Genomic DNA, 18,831 nt, shown 5'->3' on the forward strand with positions numbered 1-18,831 from the left:
ATTGCCTTGCGCTGTCGCCGTTCTGCTAGCGGCCGTCGTTGCGGGCTTCCTGATGCCCGCGGTCATGTTGAGCGCGCTGCTGCTGGCGCTGCTGTTCCATCTGCTGCTGTTGCTGCTGTTGCTGCTGCCGCTGGCGTTCCTGCATCTGCCGCTGCTGGTCCTGCTGCTGGCGCTGCTGCTCCTGCATGGCACGCTGCTGTTGCTGCTGTTGCTGCATCGCGCGCTGCTGCTCCTGCGCGGCGCGTTGCTGGTCCTGCGCCCGCCGCTGCTGCTCCTGCATCTGGCGCTGCTGCTCCATCTGCTGGCGCTGCATGGCCTGTTGCTGGCGCTGCTGGTCCGCCATCTGCCGCTGCTGCTCCTGCTGGTGGCGCTGTTGCTCCTGCATCTGGCGCTGTTGCTCCATCTGCTGGCGCTGGGCCGCCTGTTGCTGGCGCTGCTGGTCAGCCATCTGCCGTTGCTGCTCCGCCTGCTGGCGCTGCGACTCCATCATGTGGCGCTGCTCTGACTGCTGGCGCTGCTGCTCCTGCATCTGCCGCTGTTGCTCCATCTGCTGGCGCTGGACGGCCCGTTGCTGGCGCTGCTGGTCGGCCATCTGCCGCTGCTGCTCCGCTTGCTGGCGCTGCGACTCCATCATGTGCCGCTGCTCGGATTGCTGGCGCTGCTGATCCTGCATCTGTCGCTGTTGCTCCATCTGCTGGCGCTGCATGGCTTGTTGCTGCTGACGCTGCATCGCCTGCCCCTGGTCTTGCGCTTCATGGCCCTGGCGCTGCTGTTCCCATTGCTGGCGCTCCTGCGTCTGTTGCTGCTGCCGGCGCAAGTCCGTGCCCTGCCGTTGCTGTTCGTGTTGCTGGCGTTGCTGCTCCATCTGCTGGCGCTGCATCACCTGTTGCTGCTGGCGCTGGAGTTCCTGCTCCTGCCGCTGGGCGTCGGGCATCTGGACCAGCCCCTGCACCTGGTCAGGCCGCGTGGTGAGACCGCGGCCATTGCCACGCCAGGGATTGCCGCCCATCGCCGGGGCGCCGTGTTCGCCACCCGGGGGCGGGCGGCGCCCGGCATCGTCGTCGTGGCGCTGCGGCGGTATGGCGGGCCGGACGGCCACGGCAGCCTGGCTCATGCGCACGTTCGGCGCGGCTTGCTGCGCGTCCCTGCCGCGCGGCCGCGTGTCGCCGCCGCGCCATACCGGGCCGGCGCCCGACACCACGCCGCCTTCGCGGGCGAAGCGCCGGGCCAGCTCGTCATGCGCGGGCTGTCCGGGCGGGCGCGCCGCAATCGCCTGGCGTTCGAACCCCTGGCGCGCCTGCGGCGGAAGCTGCCGGACCGGCGCCGCGCCGAGCAGGCTGCCCTTGACCGGCGCGACCGGCGGCGCACCGCGGGCCTCGCCCTGGGGCAGGTTGCGCCATTCATTGCCGCGCATATTGCGCGGTACCGGCCGGCCTTCGACGAAATTGCGCGCCGGCATGCCGCGGATCGCGCCTGGCACGTCGCGGTTCGGGCGCTGCTCACCACGGAAGCGGGAGTCGTTGGACAGGTAATTGACGTTCACGCGGTTGATCCGCGTGACATAGGCCGGGCTGGCGCGGTACACGGGCCGGTAAGCGTCGCGCGGGCCAAGCGGATACCAGGCCACGCCCGGGCCGCCGCCCACGCGCACGCTCCAGTTGGGGCCGGCGCCGACAAAGCCGACCAGCGCCGGCGCGTAGCACGGCCGCGGCACGCGCGGTCCCGGCACCCAGCCCCAGCGGCTGCCGATATAGGCCCAGCGTCCGTAGTGGAACGGCGCAAACCCCCAGGGTGCGTCGTCGATCCAGGTCCAGCCCCACGGCGCGACCCAGGCCCAGTGGCCGGTGCTGTATGGCGCCCAGCCCGTATCCACCGCGCGCGGGAACCATACCGCGCCGTAGCCGGCGTCTTCCTGCCAGTCGCCGTAGCCGTCCAGCGCGGCATAGCCGGGCATGTCGCGCGCCACGTAGCGGGCCGACGGCGACGCGTCTTCGCGCGCATCGCGGGCGGCGGTCCAGCGGTCGAAATCGTCCTCCGGCGGCAGGTTGCCCGGACCGGCATCGGCCAGGTCGGTTCCGCCAAAGCTCATGCGCTCGCCGCGGCTCATCTCCAGCGAGCGGCTGTCGCCATAGATTACGGCGCGGCCATGGCGCATGGTCACGGTGGTGACACTGCCATCGGGCGACACGTCCAGCCGGTAGTCGCCCGGCTCGCGCGGCACGAAGGCCAGGTTGGGCGTGTCGATTTCCACCGGCTGGTCTTGCGGCAACGCGCGCACCCGCAACTGCAGCGTGCCCTGCGTGAGCTTGACCTGCGTGGCGTTGTCGTCAAGGTTGAGCACGCTCACGGCCGTCGCGCTGCCCAGGCGGACGGTCACGGCGCCGGCATGCATCTCGGCACGGCCGCCGTTGTCGACCCACAGGCGGTCGCCGGTGGTGATCGGCCGGTTCAGGCTGGCCGCGGCCCACTCGTCCGAGCCGGCCGGGGCAAAGCTGAGGTTGCCCGCCACCTCGGTCAGGGTAGCGACGCGCGATGGCGGATCGGTCTGCTCGACCACCGCTCCGGGCTCGCCAAGCGGCGAAGGCTGGGCATGACCGGGCCATGGCGCGAAGGCCAGGGCCAGGCCGGCCGTCACGGCCAGCATGGGCAGCCAGGCTGTGACGCTGGCCTTCAGGCGGCGAGGGCCAATGGCGGAATTGCGGTCAGGCGCAGGTGAGCGATACATGGATTCGGGAAGCTGGGAGAACAAGGCCCACGGCGCAAGGCCCACGGCGGCCGGCGGCCGTCCTGATGTCACCATACATGGAGCAACGTCCCCGGGAGTCCGGCGCGGACAAGACTTTGTAAGCGGTTATTTCCTCTGGCCGCGGCATGGCGCGAGGAAGCGTGCCGGCGAAGCGCGATGGAGGCCGGAACCGGCGGTACGGACGAAGGCGGCAGGGCAAGCGGCCGTCAAAGGTGGAAACAACTCCTTGATTCTCGCCGTCTCCCGGTGCCGTCGGCGCCCGGGCAACAATGGGCGCGCGCGAATCCGGTGTCAGTTCCCTGACTGCTGGCGCAAGTGTTCCATAAGCCGCTCGGCGGGCACCGGGCGGCTGTACAGATAGCCTTGCGCCTCCCAGCAGCCGTTGGCCAGCAGGAAGTCGCGCTGTTCGACCGTTTCGACGCCCTCCGCCACCACGCCGATCTGCAGGCTCTGCCCGACGTTGATGACGGAGCGGACGATGGCGGCATCCACCGGATCCTGTGTCACGTTTCGCACGAAGGACTGGTCGATCTTCAGCCGGTCCACCGGGAACGACTTCAGGAAGCTCAGCGAGGCGTAGCCCGTACCGAAGTCGTCGCAGGTCAAGGTCACGCCGTCGCGGCGCAGCGCCTGGAGCTGGTCGGACACCTCGTCGCCCTGCTGCAGCGCGATGGTCTCGGTGATCTCGATTTCCAGGCTGGACGGCGGCAGTTCCAGCGCGCGCAAGACGTGGCGCACCTCGGTCACCAGCCGGCTTTCGGCCAGTTGCGCGGCGAACAGGTTGATGGCCACGCGCGGCGCCTGGGGCAAGGTCAGCGCCCACGCCCGCGCCTGCGCGCAGGCGGTCTGCAGCAGCCACATGCCCACGTCGCTGGCCACGCTGCTGGACGCCAGCGCATCGATGAAGCTGGCCGGCGCGAGCAGGCCGCGCGTCGGATGGCGCCAGCGCAGCAGCGCTTCGGCGCCCATGATGCGGCCGTCGCGCAAGTCAACCTGGGGCTGGTAGTGCAGCTCGAACTGGCGCTGCGCGTAAGCCTCGTGCAGCGCCTGGACCAGCGACAGCCGCGTGGTCACGTCCTGGCGCATCTGCGGCTTGAAGAACCGGATGGTGCGCCCGCCATCGTGCTTGGCACGGGCCAGCGCCAGGCTGGCGGCCGCGAGCGCGTCAGAGGCAAGATCGCCTGCGGCGGGCAGCACGCACGCGCCCACGCTGGCCAGCACGTGATGGCGGCGTCCGCTGTATTCGTGCGGCGAGGACAGCATGGAAAGGATCGCGGCGCAGACGTGCCGAACCAGGGTCGGATCCGAAATGGAAGGCAGCAGCACCGAGAACTCGTCGCTGCCGATGCGGGCGATCACGGCATCGCGCGGCGATGCGTCGCGCAGCCGGCGTGCCACACCCTGCAGGATCAGGTCGCCCTCGGCATGGCCGTGCATATCATTGAAGGCGCGGAAATCGTCAATGCCGATCAACAGCAATGCGCAACGGGGCACCGCCTCGCTTTGCAGGCGTGCCTCCAGCCGCTTTAGGAATCCCCCCCGATTCCCGACCCCGGTCAGCGGATCGGTCTCCCCGTCTGGCGAAGCGCCAGCCGCTTTCGCCCCCGACTTGGCCACCATCCCTGCCTCTTTTGCAATTATCGACATTGTTACCAGATCTGCAATTCAGGGAAGTGTGACGAAAACCATGAAAAAAGCAAGCGCTTCGGGAATTCCGGCGTGCGCGCCAATGCGGCGTAGCAACGCCCGGCCCGTACCGGGCGTACGGCGTTGAAACCGCCCCGGGGTTACAGTACCCTACCGCGCATTGCCGCACTGCCGGCCGGGCGCCACGGCTGCCCTGAAGAAAAACACGGAAAACGGGAATCAAGCCTTGAACCACTGGACCATCCGCAAACGCATCCTGGCAAGCTTTACCTTCATCCTGCTCGTCATGGCACTGATGGGAGTTGTGGCCTACAACCGGCTGTCGTCGATCGAGCGGGAAACCACCCTGATGCTCAAGGACGCGCTGCCAGGCCTCCAATACAGCACCGGCATCCGCGGCGCCTGGGGCGAGATCTACGTGCTGGGCTGGGAAACCATCAAGGCCAACGGCGACAGCCAGCGCCAAGGCTACCAGCAGCAAGTGGCCGACGTCCGCGCGCGGCTGGAGCGGCTGGAGCAACAGTACGAGACCACCATCACGCGCGACAATGACCGCGCCACCTTCAACCAGTACAAGACGGCCAAGGCCAGGTATGAGCAGGTGGCGCTGCCGCTGTTGCAAGCGACCAGCGGCAAAGGCATCGATTACACCGAAGCGCTGCTGCGCGGCGATGCCCACCAGGCCTGGCAGGAGGTGCGCAAGCTCTCGCAGGCCATGGTGGACGACAACAATGCCGTGAACGAGCGTTCCGCCCACGGCATCAACGCGGCCGTCAGCTCGGCCAAGATCGGCATCGAGGTGGCGCTGCTGGTCGCGCTGGCGGTGGCGGTTATCTGCGGCTACCTGCTGCTGCGCGCCATTACGGTGCCGATGCGCTCCATCGTCGGGCTGCTGGCCGGCATCCGTGGCGGCGACCTGCGCCTGCGCATGGCACTGAAGCGCGGCGACGAATTCCAGGACGTCGAGGAAGGCTTCAACCAGATGTCAGGCGAGCTGACCTCGCTGGTCGGCCAGGCCCAGCGCTCCGCGATCCAGGTCACCACCTCGGTCAACGAGATTGCCGCGACCGCGCGGCAGCAACAGGCCACCGCCACGGAAACCGCCGCGACCACGACGCAGATCGGCGCGACCTCGCGCGAGATTTCCGCCACCGCGCGCGACCTGGTCCGTACCATCAACGAGGTCTCGAACGCGGCCGAGCAGACCGCCGGGCTCGCCGGCACCGGCCAGGTCGGCCTGTCGCGCATGGAGGCCACCATGCAGCACGTGATGGACGCGGCCGGCTCGGTCAATGCCAAGCTCGCCACGCTCAACGAACGGGCCGGCAACATCAACCAGGTCGTCACCACCATCGCCAAGGTGGCGGACCAGACCAACCTGCTGTCGCTCAATGCCGCGATCGAGGCCGAGAAGGCCGGCGAATACGGCCGCGGCTTCTCGGTGGTGGCTACCGAGATCCGCCGCCTGGCCGACCAGACCGCCGTCGCCACCTACGACATCGAGCAGATGGTGCGCGAGATCCAGTCCGCCGTGGCCGCCGGCGTGATGGGGATGGACAAGTTCTCGGAAGAAGTGCGCCGCGGCATGTCGGACGTGACCCAGGTCGGCGACCAGCTGTCGCAGATCATCGGGCAGGTGCAGTCCCTCGCGCCGCGCGTGCAGATGGTCAATGAAGGCATGCAAGCGCAGGCCGGTGGCGCCGAGCAGATCAACCAGGCGCTGATGCAGTTGTCCGAAGCCGCGCAGCAGACGGTCGAGTCGCTGCGCCAGTCGGGCCAGGCCATCGACGAGCTGACGCTGGTGGCCAACGAGCTGCGCAGCGGCGTTTCACGCTTCAAGGTATAGCGCCGTGGGGCGGGAGGCCACGCGCCGATGAAATTGTTCCTGCTGTTCCGGCTGGGCCATGACCACTACGCGATCGATGCCACCGAGGTCGCCGAGGTGCTGCCGCTGACCGCGCTCAAGCAGATTCCCGGCAGCCCCGCCTGGGTGGCCGGCGTGCTGTCGCGGCGCGGGCAGGCGGTGCCGGTGATCGACCTGTGCGCGCTGGCCACGGGCGTGGCGTCGGCCCAGCGCACCAGCACGCGCACCGTGCTGGTCCATTACCGCCGCAGCGAAGGCGAAGGCGAAAACAATAGGCCGCGCCTGCTCGGGCTGCGCCTGGAGCAGGCCACCGAGACACTGCGCTGCGCGCCGGAATCGTTCATCGAAACGGGCATCGACACGGGCACGGCGCGCTACCTGGGGCCGGTGCGACACGATGAACAGCGCGGCCTGGTGCAATGGGTGCGGGTCCACGCGCTGCTGCCCGACGATGTCCACGCCATGCTGTTCGACGCCGCGCACGACGCGTGCCTGCCATGAGCACGGCCACCCATATCGAGGCCTTGCTGAAGGCGCGCATCGGGCTGGATGCGCGCTCGATCGGCCCCGGCGCGCTCGAACGCGCGCTGCGCGAGCGCCAGGACGCCTTGCAGGCGCACGATGTGGCAGCTTACTGGAACCTGCTGCACAGCCACCCCGACGAGTTCCAGGCGCTGATTGAAGCCGTGGTGGTCCCCGAGACCTGGTTCTTCCGGCACCGCGAGGCCCTGGTGGCGCTTGGGCGCTTTGCGGCCGAGCGCGTGTCCGGCGACCTCGCGCGGCAGATTCGTGTGCTGAGCCTGCCCTGCGCGAGCGGCGAAGAGCCCTACTCCATCGCCATGGCCCTGCTCGACGCAGGCATTGCACCCGCGCGTTTCCACATCGACGCGCTGGATATCAGCGCCCGCGCCCTGGCGCGCGCACGTGCCGGCCTCTACGGCGGCAATGCCTTCCGCGGCGCCGCGCTCGATTTCCGCGACCGCTACTTCAAGCCCTGCCCCGGCGGCTTCGCGCTGGACGCGCGTGTGCGCGAACTGGTGCAGCCGCGCCTGGGCAACATTGTCGACCCCGGCCTGCTGGCCGGCGAGGCGCCCTACGACTTTGTCTTCTGCCGCAACCTGCTGATCTATTTCGATGCCGATATGCAGCGGCGTGCCGTCCAGACCCTGGCCCGGCTGACCGCGAGCGACGGCATGATCTTCGTGGGCCCGGCCGAAGCCAGCCTGCTCAGCGCACAAGGGCTGCAGTCCGCCGGCGTGCCGCTCGCCTTCGCGTTCCGCAAGGCGCGCACGGAGGAAGCACGGACCGCGCGTCCGATCCAGCACAGCACCGCGCCGGCGGCGGCGCCAGCCCGCATGCCGCCGCGGCCGGCCAGGCTTCTTGCGCGCGCCACGCCGGCGCTGCGTGAGCCCGCACCGCCTCGCGCCGCCGAGCCGGCTGACGCGCTCGCCAGCATCTCGGCGCTTGCCGATCGCGGCGAACTGGACGCCGCCACCGCGGCCTGCGAAGCGCTGATCGCCAGCCAGGGCCCGAGCGCGGATGCCTGCTGCCTGCTGGGCGTGCTCCATGACGCCGCCGGCCGCACGCCGAACGCGCGCGACGCCTATCGCCGCGCTATCTATCTCGACCCGGGCCACCAGGAGGCCCTCTATCACCTGGCCGCGCGGCTCGAAGCCGAGGGCGACCACGCCGGCGCCGCGCGCCTGCGCCAGCGCGCCCAGCGCCAAACCCGTACCGGCTAGCCATGGCTGACGACCTGACACTTTCCGCCTACACGCCTGTCGATGACTGCTGGCGCCGCATCGGCGTGCGGGGCGACGGCAGCTGCGCGCTGCTGGCCACGCATATCCATTGCCGCAACTGTCCGACCTATTCCCGCGCGGCCACGGTCCTGCTCGATTCACACGCCATGACGCGGCTGCCCGACCCACCAGCCGACCGCGAACCGGATGCGGCGTCGTCCGGCACCGGCCTGTCCTGCCTGGTGTTCCGTGTCGGCGAGGAATGGCTGGCCCTGCCCACCGAGGCCATTGGCGAAGTCACCGCACCGAGCCCCGTGCATTCGCTCCCGCATCGCCGCGACGCCGCGGTGCTGGGGCTGGCCAGCGTGCGCGGCAGCCTGCTGGCCTGCCTGTCGCTGGCCCGGTTGTTCGGCATGGGCGAGGCCGCCGATGCCCAGGCGAACGCGCGACACGGACAGCGTTTCCTGGTGCTCGGCCAGGGCCGCGCCGCCATCGCCCTGCCAGTGGCCGAAGTCAGCGGCGTGCGCCGCGTGCCCGGCAGTGCGCTGCGGCCGCTGCCGGCCACGCTGGCGCGGGCCTCCGCGCGCTACAGCCAGGCCTTGTTTGAAGACCAGGGCCGCAGCGTCGGCCTGCTGGATGCCGCGCTGGTGCGCCAGGCACTGACCCGGAGCCTGGCATGAACCCCGACCAGTTGCGCGACGCTTCGCTGCTCGAACTGTTCGCGCTCGAAGCCGAATCCCAGGCCGAGGTGCTCAATGCGGGCCTGCTCGCGCTGGAACGCGACCCGGCCGCCGCCAGCCAGCTCGACGCCTGCATGCGCGCGGCGCATTCGATCAAGGGCGCGGCGCGCATTGTCGGGCTCGATGGCGGGGTGCACCTGGCGCATGCCATGGAAGACTGCCTGGTGGCCGCACAAGCCGGCATGGCACTGAGCGCCGCGCATATCGATGCGCTGCTGCAAGGCACCGACCTGCTGCAGCGCATCGGCCAGCCGCCTGATGGCGACCCGGCCTGGGCCGACCGCCAGGGCCGCGCCGAGATCCTCGCCGTGGTGCAACGCTTGCAGGCGCTGCCCGGCGGAGAAGGCCCATCAGCACCGGTTGCGACGGAGCCGCCAGTTGCGTCGACCGACGCCGAGCCAGCCGAGCCCCGCCCCGCCGCGCCGCCCCAGCCAACCGTGCCACCGGGCGCCCCGGAATCGCACGAGCGCATGCTGCGCGTCGGCGCCGAGTCGCTCGACCAGTTGCTGGCGCTGTCGGGAGAGGCCATGGTGGAATCGCACTGGCTGCGCCCGTTCAGCCGAGCCATGCTGCAGGCGCGCCGGCAACAGGCGCGCGCGCTGCAGGCCCTGGACACACTGAGCGGCGCGCTCGCGGGCAGCGGCGCCGACGCCAGCGCCATGGCTGCCTTGTCCGATGCGCGGCAGCTGCTGGCAGACGGCGCGCAAGACCTGTCGCAGCGGCAGGAAGAGCTGGACCAGTACGAGCACCGCACCGCGCGGCTGGCGCGGCGTCTCTACGACACCGCGCTGGCCTGCCGCATGCGCCCGCTGTCCGACGGGCTGGCCGGTTACGCGCGCATGGTGCGCGACCTTGCGCGCTCGCTCGGCAAGGCCGTCCAACTGGAACTCGTCGGCGCCGGCACGCAGGTGGACCGCGACATCCTCGAGGCCCTGGACGCGCCGCTGGCGCACTTGCTGCGCAATGCCGTCGATCACGGCATCGAGCTGCCCGCGGTGCGCGTGGCCGCCGGCAAGCCCGCCGAAGGGCGCATCCTGCTGCAGGCGCGGCACAATGCCGGCCGGCTCGTGATCGAGATCGGCGACGACGGCGCGGGTGTGGATCTCGAAGCGCTGCGCCACGCGATCGTGCGCCGGCGCCTGGCGAGCGAGGATACCGCCGCGCGGCTGTCGCAGGCCGAGTTGCTAGAGTTCCTGCTGCTGCCGGGCTTCAGCCTGCGCGAGACCGTTTCCGAAGTCTCGGGCCGCGGCGTCGGCCTGGACGCGGTGCAGGAGATGGTGCGCCGCGTACGCGGCAGCCTGCGCCTGGCGCAGCCGCCGGGGAGCGGCCTGCAGTTCCACCTGGAGCTGCCGCTGACGCTGTCGGTGGTGCGCGCGCTGCTGGTGGAGGTAGCCGGCGAAACCTATGCGTTCCCGCTGGGCCATGTCCTGCGCGCCGCCACGGTGGCCCGGCAGGACGTGGCGCAGACCGAGAGCCACCAGCATTTCCAGCACGCGGGCCGCGCAGTCGGGCTGGTCAGCGCCGCGCAGGTGCTGCAGCGCCCGGAACGCGCGCTCGAGGGCGGAGAGATTCCCGTCGTCATCCTCGGCGAACAGGACCGCGTGTACGGCATTGCCGTCGACCGCATGCTGGGCGAACGGCTGCTGGTGGTGCAGCCGCTCGCGCCGGCGCTGGGCAAGATCAAGGACATTGCCGCGGGCGCCCTGACCGATGACGGCACGCCGGTCCTGATCTTCGATGTGGACGACCTGCTGCGCTCGGTCGAGAAGCTCGTCAGCGACGGACGCATCGAGCCTGTACGCCAGGCCGGTACGGCCGCCACGCAGGCGCGGCGCAAGCGCGTGCTGGTGGTCGACGATTCGCTCACCGTGCGCGAGCTGGAGCGCAAGCTGCTGGCCGGGCGCGGCTACGATGTCGTGGTCGCCGTGGATGGCATGGACGGCTGGAACGTGCTGCGCGCGGAGCCGTTCGACCTGGTCATCACAGATATCGACATGCCGCGCATGGACGGGATCGAGCTGGTCACGCTGATCCGCAAGGAACCGCGCCTGCAGCAGTTGCCGGTCATGGTGGTGTCGTACAAGGACCGCGAGCAGGATCGCCAGCGCGGCCTGGAGGCTGGCGCAGATTACTATCTGGCAAAAGGCAGTTTCCATGACGCTGCGCTGCTCGATGCGGTGCACGACCTGATCGGCGAGGCAAGTCAATGAAAGTCGGCATCGTCAATGATTCGGCCCTGGCCGTGGCCGCGCTGCGCCGCGCCATCGCGCTGGATCCCGCCTTCGAGATTGCATGGGTCGCCGGGGACGGCGAACAGGCGATCGAGCTCGCGGCCTCGCATCCCCCCGACCTGATCCTGATGGACCTGCTGATGCCGGTCATGGACGGCGTGGAGGCCACGCGCCGCATCATGGCGGCCACGCCGTGCCCGATCGTGGTGGTCACCACGGACCTCGGCCGCAATGCCAACCAGGTGTTCGACGCCATGGGGCATGGCGCCATCGACGCCGTGGACACGCCCACGCTGACCGAATCCGATGCCAGGCTGACCGCGGGCCCGCTGCTGCGCAAGATGCGCAATGTCGGGCGCCTGGTGACGGGACGGGTGGCACCGCGTCCCGTCGTGGCCGAAGCGACAGGCCAGCCGGCGGCGTCGCGCCTGGTGGCGATCGGCGCCTCGGCCGGCGGCCCGGCGGCGCTGGCCACGCTGCTGTCCGCCCTGCCCGCGGATTTCTGTGCAGCCGTCGTGACGGTGCAGCATGTCGACGAAGCCTTCGCCCCCGGCATGGCGGAATGGCTCGATGGACAGTGCGCGCTGCCGGTGCGCGTAGCCGCCGCCGGCGAAGTGCCGCAGGCCGGCACGGTCCTGATCGCCGGCACCAACAACCATCTGCGGCTGCTAGGGTCAAGCCGCATGGCCTATACCGAGCAGCCCAGCGATTATCTCTACCGGCCGTCCATCGACGTGTTCTTTGAAAGCGTGGTGGAGCATTGGCGCGGACAGGCCATTGGCGTGCTGCTCACCGGCATGGGCCGCGACGGCGCCAGCGGGTTGAAGGCCATGCGCGACCACGGTTGCCTGACGATTGCGCAGGACCAGGCCACCAGCGCCGTCTACGGCATGCCCAAGGCGGCGGCGGCCATCGGCGCCGCCAGCGAGATCCTGCCGCTCGCGGCCATTGCGCCGCGCCTGGTGCAGGCCTGCAGCCGCCTGTGGGCTGCACCGTAGCGAAGACAACAGACAAGACGACACAAGATCGCCGATGCCTCATCCAGCCATGTTTTGGGGTCGAGCCATCCAGGAAGCCAGCATGCAAGCACTCGAGAACCACGTCATCACCGACACTACCCCAGCGCACAGCTATCCCGTCATGGTGCTGCTGGTGGACGACCAGGCCATGATCGGCGAAGCCGTGCGCCGCGCCCTGGCCTCCGAGCCCGACATCGATTTCCACTACTGCGCGACGCCGGATGACGCCGTGGCCGTGGCCGAGCGCACCCGCCCCACCGTGATCCTGCAGGACCTCGTCATGCCTGGCGTCGATGGCCTGACGCTGGTGCGCCGCTATCGCGACAACGCGGCCACGCGCGATATCCCGATCATCGTGCTGTCCACCAAGGAAGAGGCGGCGACGAAGAGCGCGGCCTTCGCTGCCGGCGCCAACGACTACCTGGTGAAACTGCCGGACAGCATCGAGCTGATCGCGCGCATCCGCTATCACTCGCGCTCGTACCTGAACCTGCTGCAGCGCGACGAGGCCTACCGCGCGCTGCGGCAAAGCCAGCAGCAGCTGCTCGAGACCAACCTCGAACTGCAGCGGCTCACCAACTCGGACGGCCTCACGGGATTGTCCAATCGCCGCTATTTCGACGAATACCTGAACGCCGAGTGGAAGCGGGCCCAGCGTGACAAGAGCCAGCTCGCCCTGCTGATGATCGACGTCGATGCGTTCAAGGCCTACAACGATACGTACGGGCACGTCGCCGGCGATGAGGTCTTGCGGCGCGTCGCCGCCGTGCTGCGCGACAACTGCTCGCGGCCCGCGGACCTGCCCGCGCGTTTCGGCGGTGAAGAGTTCTCGATGATTCTCCCTTCGACTTCGCCCGGCGGCGCGCGGCTGCTTGCGGAAAAAGCGCGGCGTGCGGTTGAAGCGCTCGGCATCGCCCACGACGGGCTGGGCACGGGCGCCAGCCTGACTGTCAGCATCGGCGCGGCGGTGCTGGTGCCGGAAGAAGGCCAGCCCAGCAGCCGGCTGGTCGAAGTGGCCGATGCGGGGCTGTACGAGGCCAAGAGAAATGGCAGGAACCAGGTGGTGATGGCCTGGCCCAGGGGCTAGCCCCAATCTCGGGATACGGTGTCGTGCGCGCCCGTCACGACAGCGCCGCGCATACCGTCCCATCCCCTTCTCCTGTGGGAATCCTCCGACACCGGTTTCGGATACCTGCGGGTGCCTCCGCTGAAAGTTCCTTTCTATCGTTGCAATAAGGCCACCTGACTCGCGAAACGGCGTCAACGGCCTGAAGGGCATCCCCTGCCCTATGCAGCCGCCGCAACGCCGCGGCCGTTCCTGGCACTCGCCCCAAACCAACGCAATGGAGAGAGGTGATTTTATGTTCCGCTCAAGAAAAACCAGTCTTATCCTTGGCCTCGCGATCGCAAGTGCGGCTGTCCTGTCTGCTTGCGGCGGAGGCGGCGACGACGGCATTGCCGCCCGCGTCGGCCTCAGCAAGCCAACCGTCCGCCTGATTCATGCCATACCGGGTGGTCCGAACGTCGACATCTGGCAGAACGGCGCGAAGACCAATCTGCTGAACGAGCCCTACAAGTTCGTATCGACCTATCGCACCGTCGAGGAAGGCAACCAGCTGTTCGCCTTCAACGTGGCCGGCACCAGTACCGAGGTGGGGCATACGACCATTGACGCCCATACGGGCCACAAGTACACGGCAGTCGCCATGCCAGGCAGCGAAAGCGCGGCGGACGTGATACAGATCGACGATCCGTTCGAAAAGGGACTGTTCTCCGACAAGGCACGCGTACGCGCCCTGAATGGGTCGTTCAATGCGCAGAACGTGGACATCTACCTGACGACGCCGGCGGCTGACCTCAATGCCACGACGCCGACGTTCGCCGCCGTGGCGTTCAAGAAGGCGGTGCCGGCATCGGGCCAGGATTCGATCGACCTGAACGGCGGCACCTACCGGCTGCGCATCACGACCGCTGGCAGCAAGACCGTGATCTTCGATTCCGGCACGCTGACCCTGGCCAACAACGCCGACTGGCTGATCACCACGCTTCCGGTGGACGGCATCAAGGCAACGCTGCCGAACCGCATCAAGGTGCTGGTCGCGCGCGGCGATGACGAATCGCAGGCAGGCCTGGAACTGGTGACCCAACCGAGCCAGTGATCCTTCAACGCCAGGCTGCAATGCAATGGGCCCGCGAAAGCGGGCCCATTTTTCTTGTGAGGACTTAGCCGTCTCAGCCATCGGCACCGCCATCCCGCTTGAGGATATCGAGATGGGACAGGTAGCGATCGAGTTCGTCGCGGCCGCTGTCGGTGATGCAGTACACCCGGCCGCTGCCCTCGACCAGTTCGGCCGTGATCGCACGCGCGATCATCAGGCTGCGCAGGATCGGGCGCAGCGAGCGGATGTTCAGTTCGATGCCGTACTCGCGCAGCCGGTCGACCAGGTTCATGACGGTCGACGGACTTGCGTGGACGAGCTTGAGGATGAAAATCCGGGAAAGGACCCGGTCGAGGGAAAACGGTTTCATGAGCGCCGGCGAAGCTCCCACCCCACGACACCGGATGCCGGGATCCGGTGAAGGGCCGGAGCGGAGTTCCTGTTCATCTTGCGCGGCCCATGACTGCTGCCGCAGTCGGGCACTCTCTGGTTCAGCGAACTTCGCGCAGCCAGGCTGCGCCGCAAGAAAATACGGGGTGCACGAAGGCACCCCGAATACTTGCTTGATGCACGCCGCAGCGAGGCGGCGTGGTTCCGGAGCGCCGGGGCTACTCTTCCTGGAACGCTTCTTCGCGCTTGGCCTTGATCGACGGCAGGGCCACCACCGCGACCAGCGCCGCAGCGGCGATCAGCAGGCCCATCGACAGCGGACGGGTCACGAACACGCTGAAGTCACCACGCGAGAGCAGCAGCGAACGGCGGAAGTTCTCTTCCATCATCGGTCCCAGCACGAAGCCGAGCAGCAGCGGCGCCGGTTCGCACTTGAGCTTCAGGAACAGGTAGCCGATCACGCCGAAGCCAGCCGCCATGAAGACGTCGAAGGTCTGGTTGTTGACCGAGTACACGCCAATGCCGCAGAACACGAGAATGGCCGGGTATAGGAAGCGGTACGGCACGGTCAGCAGCTTCACCCAGATGCCGATCATCGGCAGGTTCAGGATGATGAGCATCAGGTTGCCGATCCACATCGAGGCAATCAGGCCCCAGAACAGCGCCGGGTTGCTGGTCATGACCTGCGGGCCGGGCTGGATGTTGTGGATGGTCATGGCACCGACCATCAGCGCCATCACCGCGTTGGGCGGAATGCCCAGCGTCAGCAGCGGGATGAACGAGGTCTGTGCCGCGGCGTTGTTGGCCGATTCCGGACCTGCCACGCCTTCGATCGCGCCCTTGCCGAACTCGTGCGAGAACTTCGAAGTCTTCTTCTCCAGCGAGTACGCCGCGAACGAAGCCAGTGCCGCACCACCGCCCGGCAGGATGCCCAGCGCCGAGCCCAGCATCGTGCCGCGCAGCACGGCAGGCGCCATGCGCTTGAAGTCTTCCTTGGTCGGCCACAGGTTGGTGACCGCGTCGGTGAAGGTTTCGCGCGATTCCTTCTGTTCCAGGTTCGCGATGATTTCCGCGAAACCGAACATGCCCATGGCCAGTGCGACGAAGTCGATGCCGTCGGTCAGTTCCGGCACGTCGAACGAGAAGCGCGCCGCGCCCGAGTTCACGTCGGTACCGATCAGGCCCATCAGCAGGCCCAGCACGATCATGGCCACGGCCTTCGGCAGCGAACCCGACGCCAGCACCACGGCGCCGATCAGGCCCAGCACCATCAGCGAGAAGTACTCGGCGGGACCGAACTTGAATGCCAGTTCCGACAGCGGCGTGGCAAACGCAGCCAGGATCAGCGTGGCCACGCAGCCGGCGAAGAACGAGCCCAGGCCCGAAGTCGCCAACGCCACGCCCGCGCGCCCTCGCCGTGCCATCTGGTAGCCGTCGATGGTGGTCACCACCGACGACGATTCACCAGGCAGGTTCACCAGAATGGCCGTGGTCGAGCCGCCGTACTGCGCACCGTAGTAAATACCGGCCAGCATGATCAGCGCGGCCACCGGCGGCAGCGTGTAGGTCACCGGCAACAGCATGGCGATGGTGGCCAGCGGCCCCAGGCCCGGCAGCACGCCGATCAGCGTACCGAGCACGCAGCCCAGGAACGCGTAGGCGAGATTCTGCAGCGACAGCGCCGTCGAGAATCCCAGTGAAAGGTGTTCAATCAATTCCATCTCGGCGCTCCCCTTAACCGGTGATGAATGCAGGCCACACCGGCATCTGCAGGTTGATGCCGTACACGAAGGCGCCCAGGCTGATCAGCACCAGCACGATGCTGTTGAGCAAGGCGCCCTTCCAGCTGAACTCGTGGCTGGCCATCGACGACACCAGCACCAGCACGAACACGGAAAGCACCATGCCGAGCGGCTTGAGCAGCAGGCCGAACAGCACCACCGAACCGAGGATCCACAGCAGCGTCTTCAGGTCCCAGCGTGCGAGATGGTCTTGCTCGCCCTTGCTCGACAGCGACGAGACCAGCACCAGCGCGCCGAGCACGGCAAGCACCAGCCCGAGCAGGAACGGAAAGTACCCGGGGCCCATTTTCGCGGCGGTTCCCATGGAATAGCCGCGTGCGACCCAGGAAAAGCCCAGACCGACCAGAATAAACATCAGGCCGGAGGCAAAGTCCTTTTGGCTACGTATGCGCAAAACGATTCTCCTCAAAGTTCACGAATGCTGCCGGTGTCGCGCGCTGGCTCTGACGCGCGAATTGCTGCATGCAAGCGCATGCCCCGACGGTGACCGGAACCTTAAAGACGCGATCTTTCAGCCGCCTTTCATTTGTCTTCAATTAGGGGTATTCACCAATGCGCTACGCGTAAGACAAGCATGTCCATGCGAATGTGCATGCGCGCCAATGCATCACGACATGATGTATTGGTGCAAGGTTGGACGACGTGGAAAGGGAGAACTACGACAGCCGGACGCGCGCCATTGCCATGCGGCATCGACGCGGTTTGAGGAAGGCATTCTGGCGCGCGCGGACAGGATCCGCGCGCATGCGGACGAACGCGTCCATTACCGCAAAAGTCGGCAACGGGCGCAACGATGCCATGCCGATCTTTCGATTGGCTTTCAATGCACGGTTTCCACGGTGCGGGGCGGCAGTTCGTCCGCATCGGCCACGGGTCCCGCGTCTTCGCACGGCGTGCCCATGCTGGTGTCGGGGGCCTGCCCCACCGCTTCGGGTGCATGGGCCGACACCGGCAGCATATGGCTGGTACGCCAGTTGCCGAAGCGGTAGTAGCCCACCGCCAGCACGACCGACACCACCGATCCCAGCGGAAAGCTCCACCAGATGGCGTCCGCGCCCCAGCTCTTGCCCAGCGCCCACGCGAACGGCAGGCGGATCACCCACATCGACAGGAACAGGATGACCAGCGGCGCCATCACGGCGCCGGTGGCACGCACCGTGCCGAAGATCACGATGGTGAAGCCGAACAGGATGAACGACCACAGCACCACGACGTTGATCTGCTGCGCGATGCCGATGGCCACGTTGTCGGTGCCGAGGAAAAGCCCCAGCGAATTGCGGTCGAACAGGTAGACGAGGCCGACCAGCGCGCCGGTCATCGCCAGGTTGAACAGCATGCCCATGCGCGTGATGCGCGTGACGCGGTGCCAGAGCCCCGCACCGACGTTCTGCGCCACCATGGACGACACGCTCGCACCGACCGCCAGCGCCGGCATCTGCACGTAGGTCCAGAGCTGCGATGCCACGCCGTAGGCCGCGGTGGTCTGCGATCCGTATGCATTCACCAGCGACATCATCATGATCGCCGACGACGAGATCACCACCATCTGCAGGCCCATCGGCAGGCCCTTGGCCACCAGCGAGCGGATGATGGCCGGGTCCGGCCGCAGCAGCGCCAGCTGCTCGCGATGCAGCAGCAGGAAATGGCGGCGGCGGTAGAGCAGCGCAATCATCGCGGCCAGGCTCGTGAGCTGCGCGATCAGCGTCGCCAGCGCCGAGCCCGCAATGCCGAGCGCCGGCACCGGGCCCACGCCAAAGATCAGCACCGGGTTGAGCACCACGTCAAGCACCGCGGACAACAGCATGAAGTAGAACGGCGTGCGCGAATCGCCGGCGCCGCGCAGCGTCATCATCACGAAGTTGTAGAAGTACATGAACGGCAGCGCGATGAAGATGATGCGCAGGTACGTCACGGCCAGCGGCGCGGCGTCGTGCGGCGTCTGCATGGCCGCCAGGATGTCCGGCGTAAAGATGTAGCCGAACACCGACGCCGCCACCGACAGCAGCACGAAGAACGTGGTGCTGGTGCCGACGATCTTGCGCGCCTCGTCCAGGTCGCGCCCGCCGACGGCCTGCCCGATCATGATGGTGTTGGCCATGCTGATGCCGAACACCACGCCGAGCAGGAAGAACAGGATGATGTTGGCGTTGGACGTCGCGGTCAGCGCCGCCTCGCCGAGGTAGCGCCCGACCCAGACCGAGTTGATCGAGGCATTGAGCGACTGGAGGATGTTGCTGCCGAGCACCGGCAGCGAAAACAGCAGCAGCGTGCGGCCGATGGGGCCGGTGGTCAGTCTGGCGTCAGGCTTCATTTCGTCCTTGTGTCGCGTCCATGCTCGCGTCCATGCGTCATCCCGGCTCGAGGCGGTCAGCCTGCCAGCATACGCGATCCCGACGCCGCGCGTTGCCGCCTTGCCAACGGCCCGGATCGCGCGTCTAATGGATCGGAGCCGGAATGCGCCGGAATGCGCCGGGCCACGGCGCGCAGGAGG

Annotated in this window: 14 protein-coding genes; 8 read left to right on the forward strand and 6 right to left on the reverse strand. The window is 68.1% G+C overall.

Features of this window, described 5'->3' with window-relative positions:
- Positions 1 to 25: 25 nt before the first annotated feature.
- Positions 26 to 2,725, reverse strand: coding sequence for a DUF6600 domain-containing protein (locus tag ACIGJB_RS24940; protein WP_483732660.1), 2,700 nt, complete (start codon positions 2,723 to 2,725; stop codon positions 26 to 28).
- 312 nt (positions 2,726 to 3,037) lie between these two features.
- Positions 3,038 to 4,366 (reverse strand): putative bifunctional diguanylate cyclase/phosphodiesterase, encoded by a 1,329-nt coding sequence (locus tag ACIGJB_RS24945; RefSeq protein ID WP_483732661.1) that lies wholly within the window; start codon positions 4,364 to 4,366, stop codon positions 3,038 to 3,040.
- 253 nt (positions 4,367 to 4,619) lie between these two features.
- Here ACIGJB_RS24945 and ACIGJB_RS24950 point away from each other — a divergent pair, with 253 nt between their 5' ends.
- The 8 genes from ACIGJB_RS24950 to ACIGJB_RS24985 all read left to right on the forward strand — a co-directional run bounded on the left by ACIGJB_RS24950 (position 4,620) and on the right by ACIGJB_RS24985 (position 14,148).
- Positions 4,620 to 6,239: a methyl-accepting chemotaxis protein gene (locus ACIGJB_RS24950; protein WP_483732662.1), complete on the forward strand. Its 1,620-nt coding sequence runs from the start codon at positions 4,620 to 4,622 to the stop codon at positions 6,237 to 6,239.
- Between the two features lie 27 nt (positions 6,240 to 6,266).
- Entirely contained in the window at positions 6,267 to 6,758 is a 492-nt protein-coding gene (locus tag ACIGJB_RS24955; protein ID WP_483732663.1) for a chemotaxis protein CheW, read from the forward strand.
- Positions 6,755 to 7,999: a CheR family methyltransferase gene (locus ACIGJB_RS24960; RefSeq protein ID WP_483732664.1), complete on the forward strand. Its 1,245-nt coding sequence runs from the start codon at positions 6,755 to 6,757 to the stop codon at positions 7,997 to 7,999. Before ACIGJB_RS24955 ends, ACIGJB_RS24960 begins: the two co-directional genes overlap by 4 nt.
- Positions 8,000 to 8,001: 2 nt before the next feature.
- The gene (locus ACIGJB_RS24965; RefSeq protein ID WP_483732665.1) at positions 8,002 to 8,679 is read left to right on the forward strand and encodes a chemotaxis protein CheW; all 678 of its coding nucleotides are present in this window, start codon (positions 8,002 to 8,004) and stop codon (positions 8,677 to 8,679) included.
- Positions 8,676 to 10,949 carry a response regulator gene (locus ACIGJB_RS24970; RefSeq protein WP_483732666.1) on the forward strand — a complete coding sequence of 758 codons (2,274 nt, stop codon included), beginning with the start codon at positions 8,676 to 8,678 and terminating at the stop codon, positions 10,947 to 10,949. Before ACIGJB_RS24965 ends, ACIGJB_RS24970 begins: the two co-directional genes overlap by 4 nt.
- On the forward strand, positions 10,946 to 11,968 hold the full coding sequence (gene cheB, locus ACIGJB_RS24975; protein ID WP_483732667.1) for a chemotaxis-specific protein-glutamate methyltransferase CheB: 1,023 nt from the start codon (positions 10,946 to 10,948) through the stop codon (positions 11,966 to 11,968). Before ACIGJB_RS24970 ends, cheB begins: the two co-directional genes overlap by 4 nt.
- A gap of 82 nt (positions 11,969 to 12,050) precedes the next feature.
- Positions 12,051 to 13,076, forward strand: coding sequence for a diguanylate cyclase domain-containing protein (locus ACIGJB_RS24980; protein WP_483732668.1), 1,026 nt, complete (start codon positions 12,051 to 12,053; stop codon positions 13,074 to 13,076).
- A 274-nt stretch (positions 13,077 to 13,350) separates the two neighbouring features.
- Complete coding sequence (locus tag ACIGJB_RS24985) at positions 13,351 to 14,148, forward strand: DUF4397 domain-containing protein (RefSeq protein ID WP_483732669.1); 798 nt, start codon at positions 13,351 to 13,353, stop codon at positions 14,146 to 14,148.
- 73 nt (positions 14,149 to 14,221) lie between these two features.
- On the opposite strand, the gene ACIGJB_RS24990 is transcribed toward ACIGJB_RS24985, so the two are convergent.
- The 4 genes from ACIGJB_RS24990 to ACIGJB_RS25005 all read right to left on the reverse strand — a co-directional run bounded on the left by ACIGJB_RS24990 (position 14,222) and on the right by ACIGJB_RS25005 (position 18,651).
- Entirely contained in the window at positions 14,222 to 14,518 is a 297-nt protein-coding gene (locus ACIGJB_RS24990) for a transcriptional regulator (RefSeq protein ID WP_483712026.1), read from the reverse strand.
- A gap of 238 nt (positions 14,519 to 14,756) precedes the next feature.
- Entirely contained in the window at positions 14,757 to 16,259 is a 1,503-nt protein-coding gene (locus ACIGJB_RS24995; RefSeq protein ID WP_483732670.1) for a tripartite tricarboxylate transporter permease, read from the reverse strand.
- Between the two features lie 13 nt (positions 16,260 to 16,272).
- Entirely contained in the window at positions 16,273 to 16,734 is a 462-nt protein-coding gene (locus tag ACIGJB_RS25000) for a tripartite tricarboxylate transporter TctB family protein (protein WP_483732671.1), read from the reverse strand.
- 426 nt (positions 16,735 to 17,160) lie between these two features.
- Positions 17,161 to 18,651 (reverse strand): MATE family efflux transporter, encoded by a 1,491-nt coding sequence (locus ACIGJB_RS25005; RefSeq protein WP_483732672.1) that lies wholly within the window; start codon positions 18,649 to 18,651, stop codon positions 17,161 to 17,163.
- Positions 18,652 to 18,831 lie beyond the last annotated feature (180 nt).

Source organism: Cupriavidus sp. C2SS-8b, from assembly GCF_057073745.1.

What these genes read in the sequence shown, in the direction of transcription:
- ACIGJB_RS24940 (WP_483732660.1), bottom strand. Translation starts at nt 2,725, where the DNA reads ATGTATCGCTCACCTGCGCCTGACCGCAATTCCGCCATTGGCCCTCGC.
- ACIGJB_RS24945 (WP_483732661.1), bottom strand. Translation starts at nt 4,366, where the DNA reads ATGGTGGCCAAGTCGGGGGCGAAAGCGGCTGGCGCTTCGCCAGACGGG.
- ACIGJB_RS24955 (WP_483732663.1), top strand. Translation starts at nt 6,267, where the DNA reads ATGAAATTGTTCCTGCTGTTCCGGCTGGGCCATGACCACTACGCGATC.
- ACIGJB_RS24960 (WP_483732664.1), top strand. Translation starts at nt 6,755, where the DNA reads ATGAGCACGGCCACCCATATCGAGGCCTTGCTGAAGGCGCGCATCGGG.
- ACIGJB_RS24965 (WP_483732665.1), top strand. Translation starts at nt 8,002, where the DNA reads ATGGCTGACGACCTGACACTTTCCGCCTACACGCCTGTCGATGACTGC.
- ACIGJB_RS24970 (WP_483732666.1), top strand. Translation starts at nt 8,676, where the DNA reads ATGAACCCCGACCAGTTGCGCGACGCTTCGCTGCTCGAACTGTTCGCG.
- cheB (WP_483732667.1), top strand. Translation starts at nt 10,946, where the DNA reads ATGAAAGTCGGCATCGTCAATGATTCGGCCCTGGCCGTGGCCGCGCTG.
- ACIGJB_RS24980 (WP_483732668.1), top strand. Translation starts at nt 12,051, where the DNA reads ATGCAAGCACTCGAGAACCACGTCATCACCGACACTACCCCAGCGCAC.
- ACIGJB_RS24985 (WP_483732669.1), top strand. Translation starts at nt 13,351, where the DNA reads ATGTTCCGCTCAAGAAAAACCAGTCTTATCCTTGGCCTCGCGATCGCA.
- ACIGJB_RS24990 (WP_483712026.1), bottom strand. Translation starts at nt 14,518, where the DNA reads ATGAAACCGTTTTCCCTCGACCGGGTCCTTTCCCGGATTTTCATCCTC.
- ACIGJB_RS24995 (WP_483732670.1), bottom strand. Translation starts at nt 16,259, where the DNA reads ATGGAATTGATTGAACACCTTTCACTGGGATTCTCGACGGCGCTGTCG.
- ACIGJB_RS25005 (WP_483732672.1), bottom strand. Translation starts at nt 18,651, where the DNA reads ATGAAGCCTGACGCCAGACTGACCACCGGCCCCATCGGCCGCACGCTG.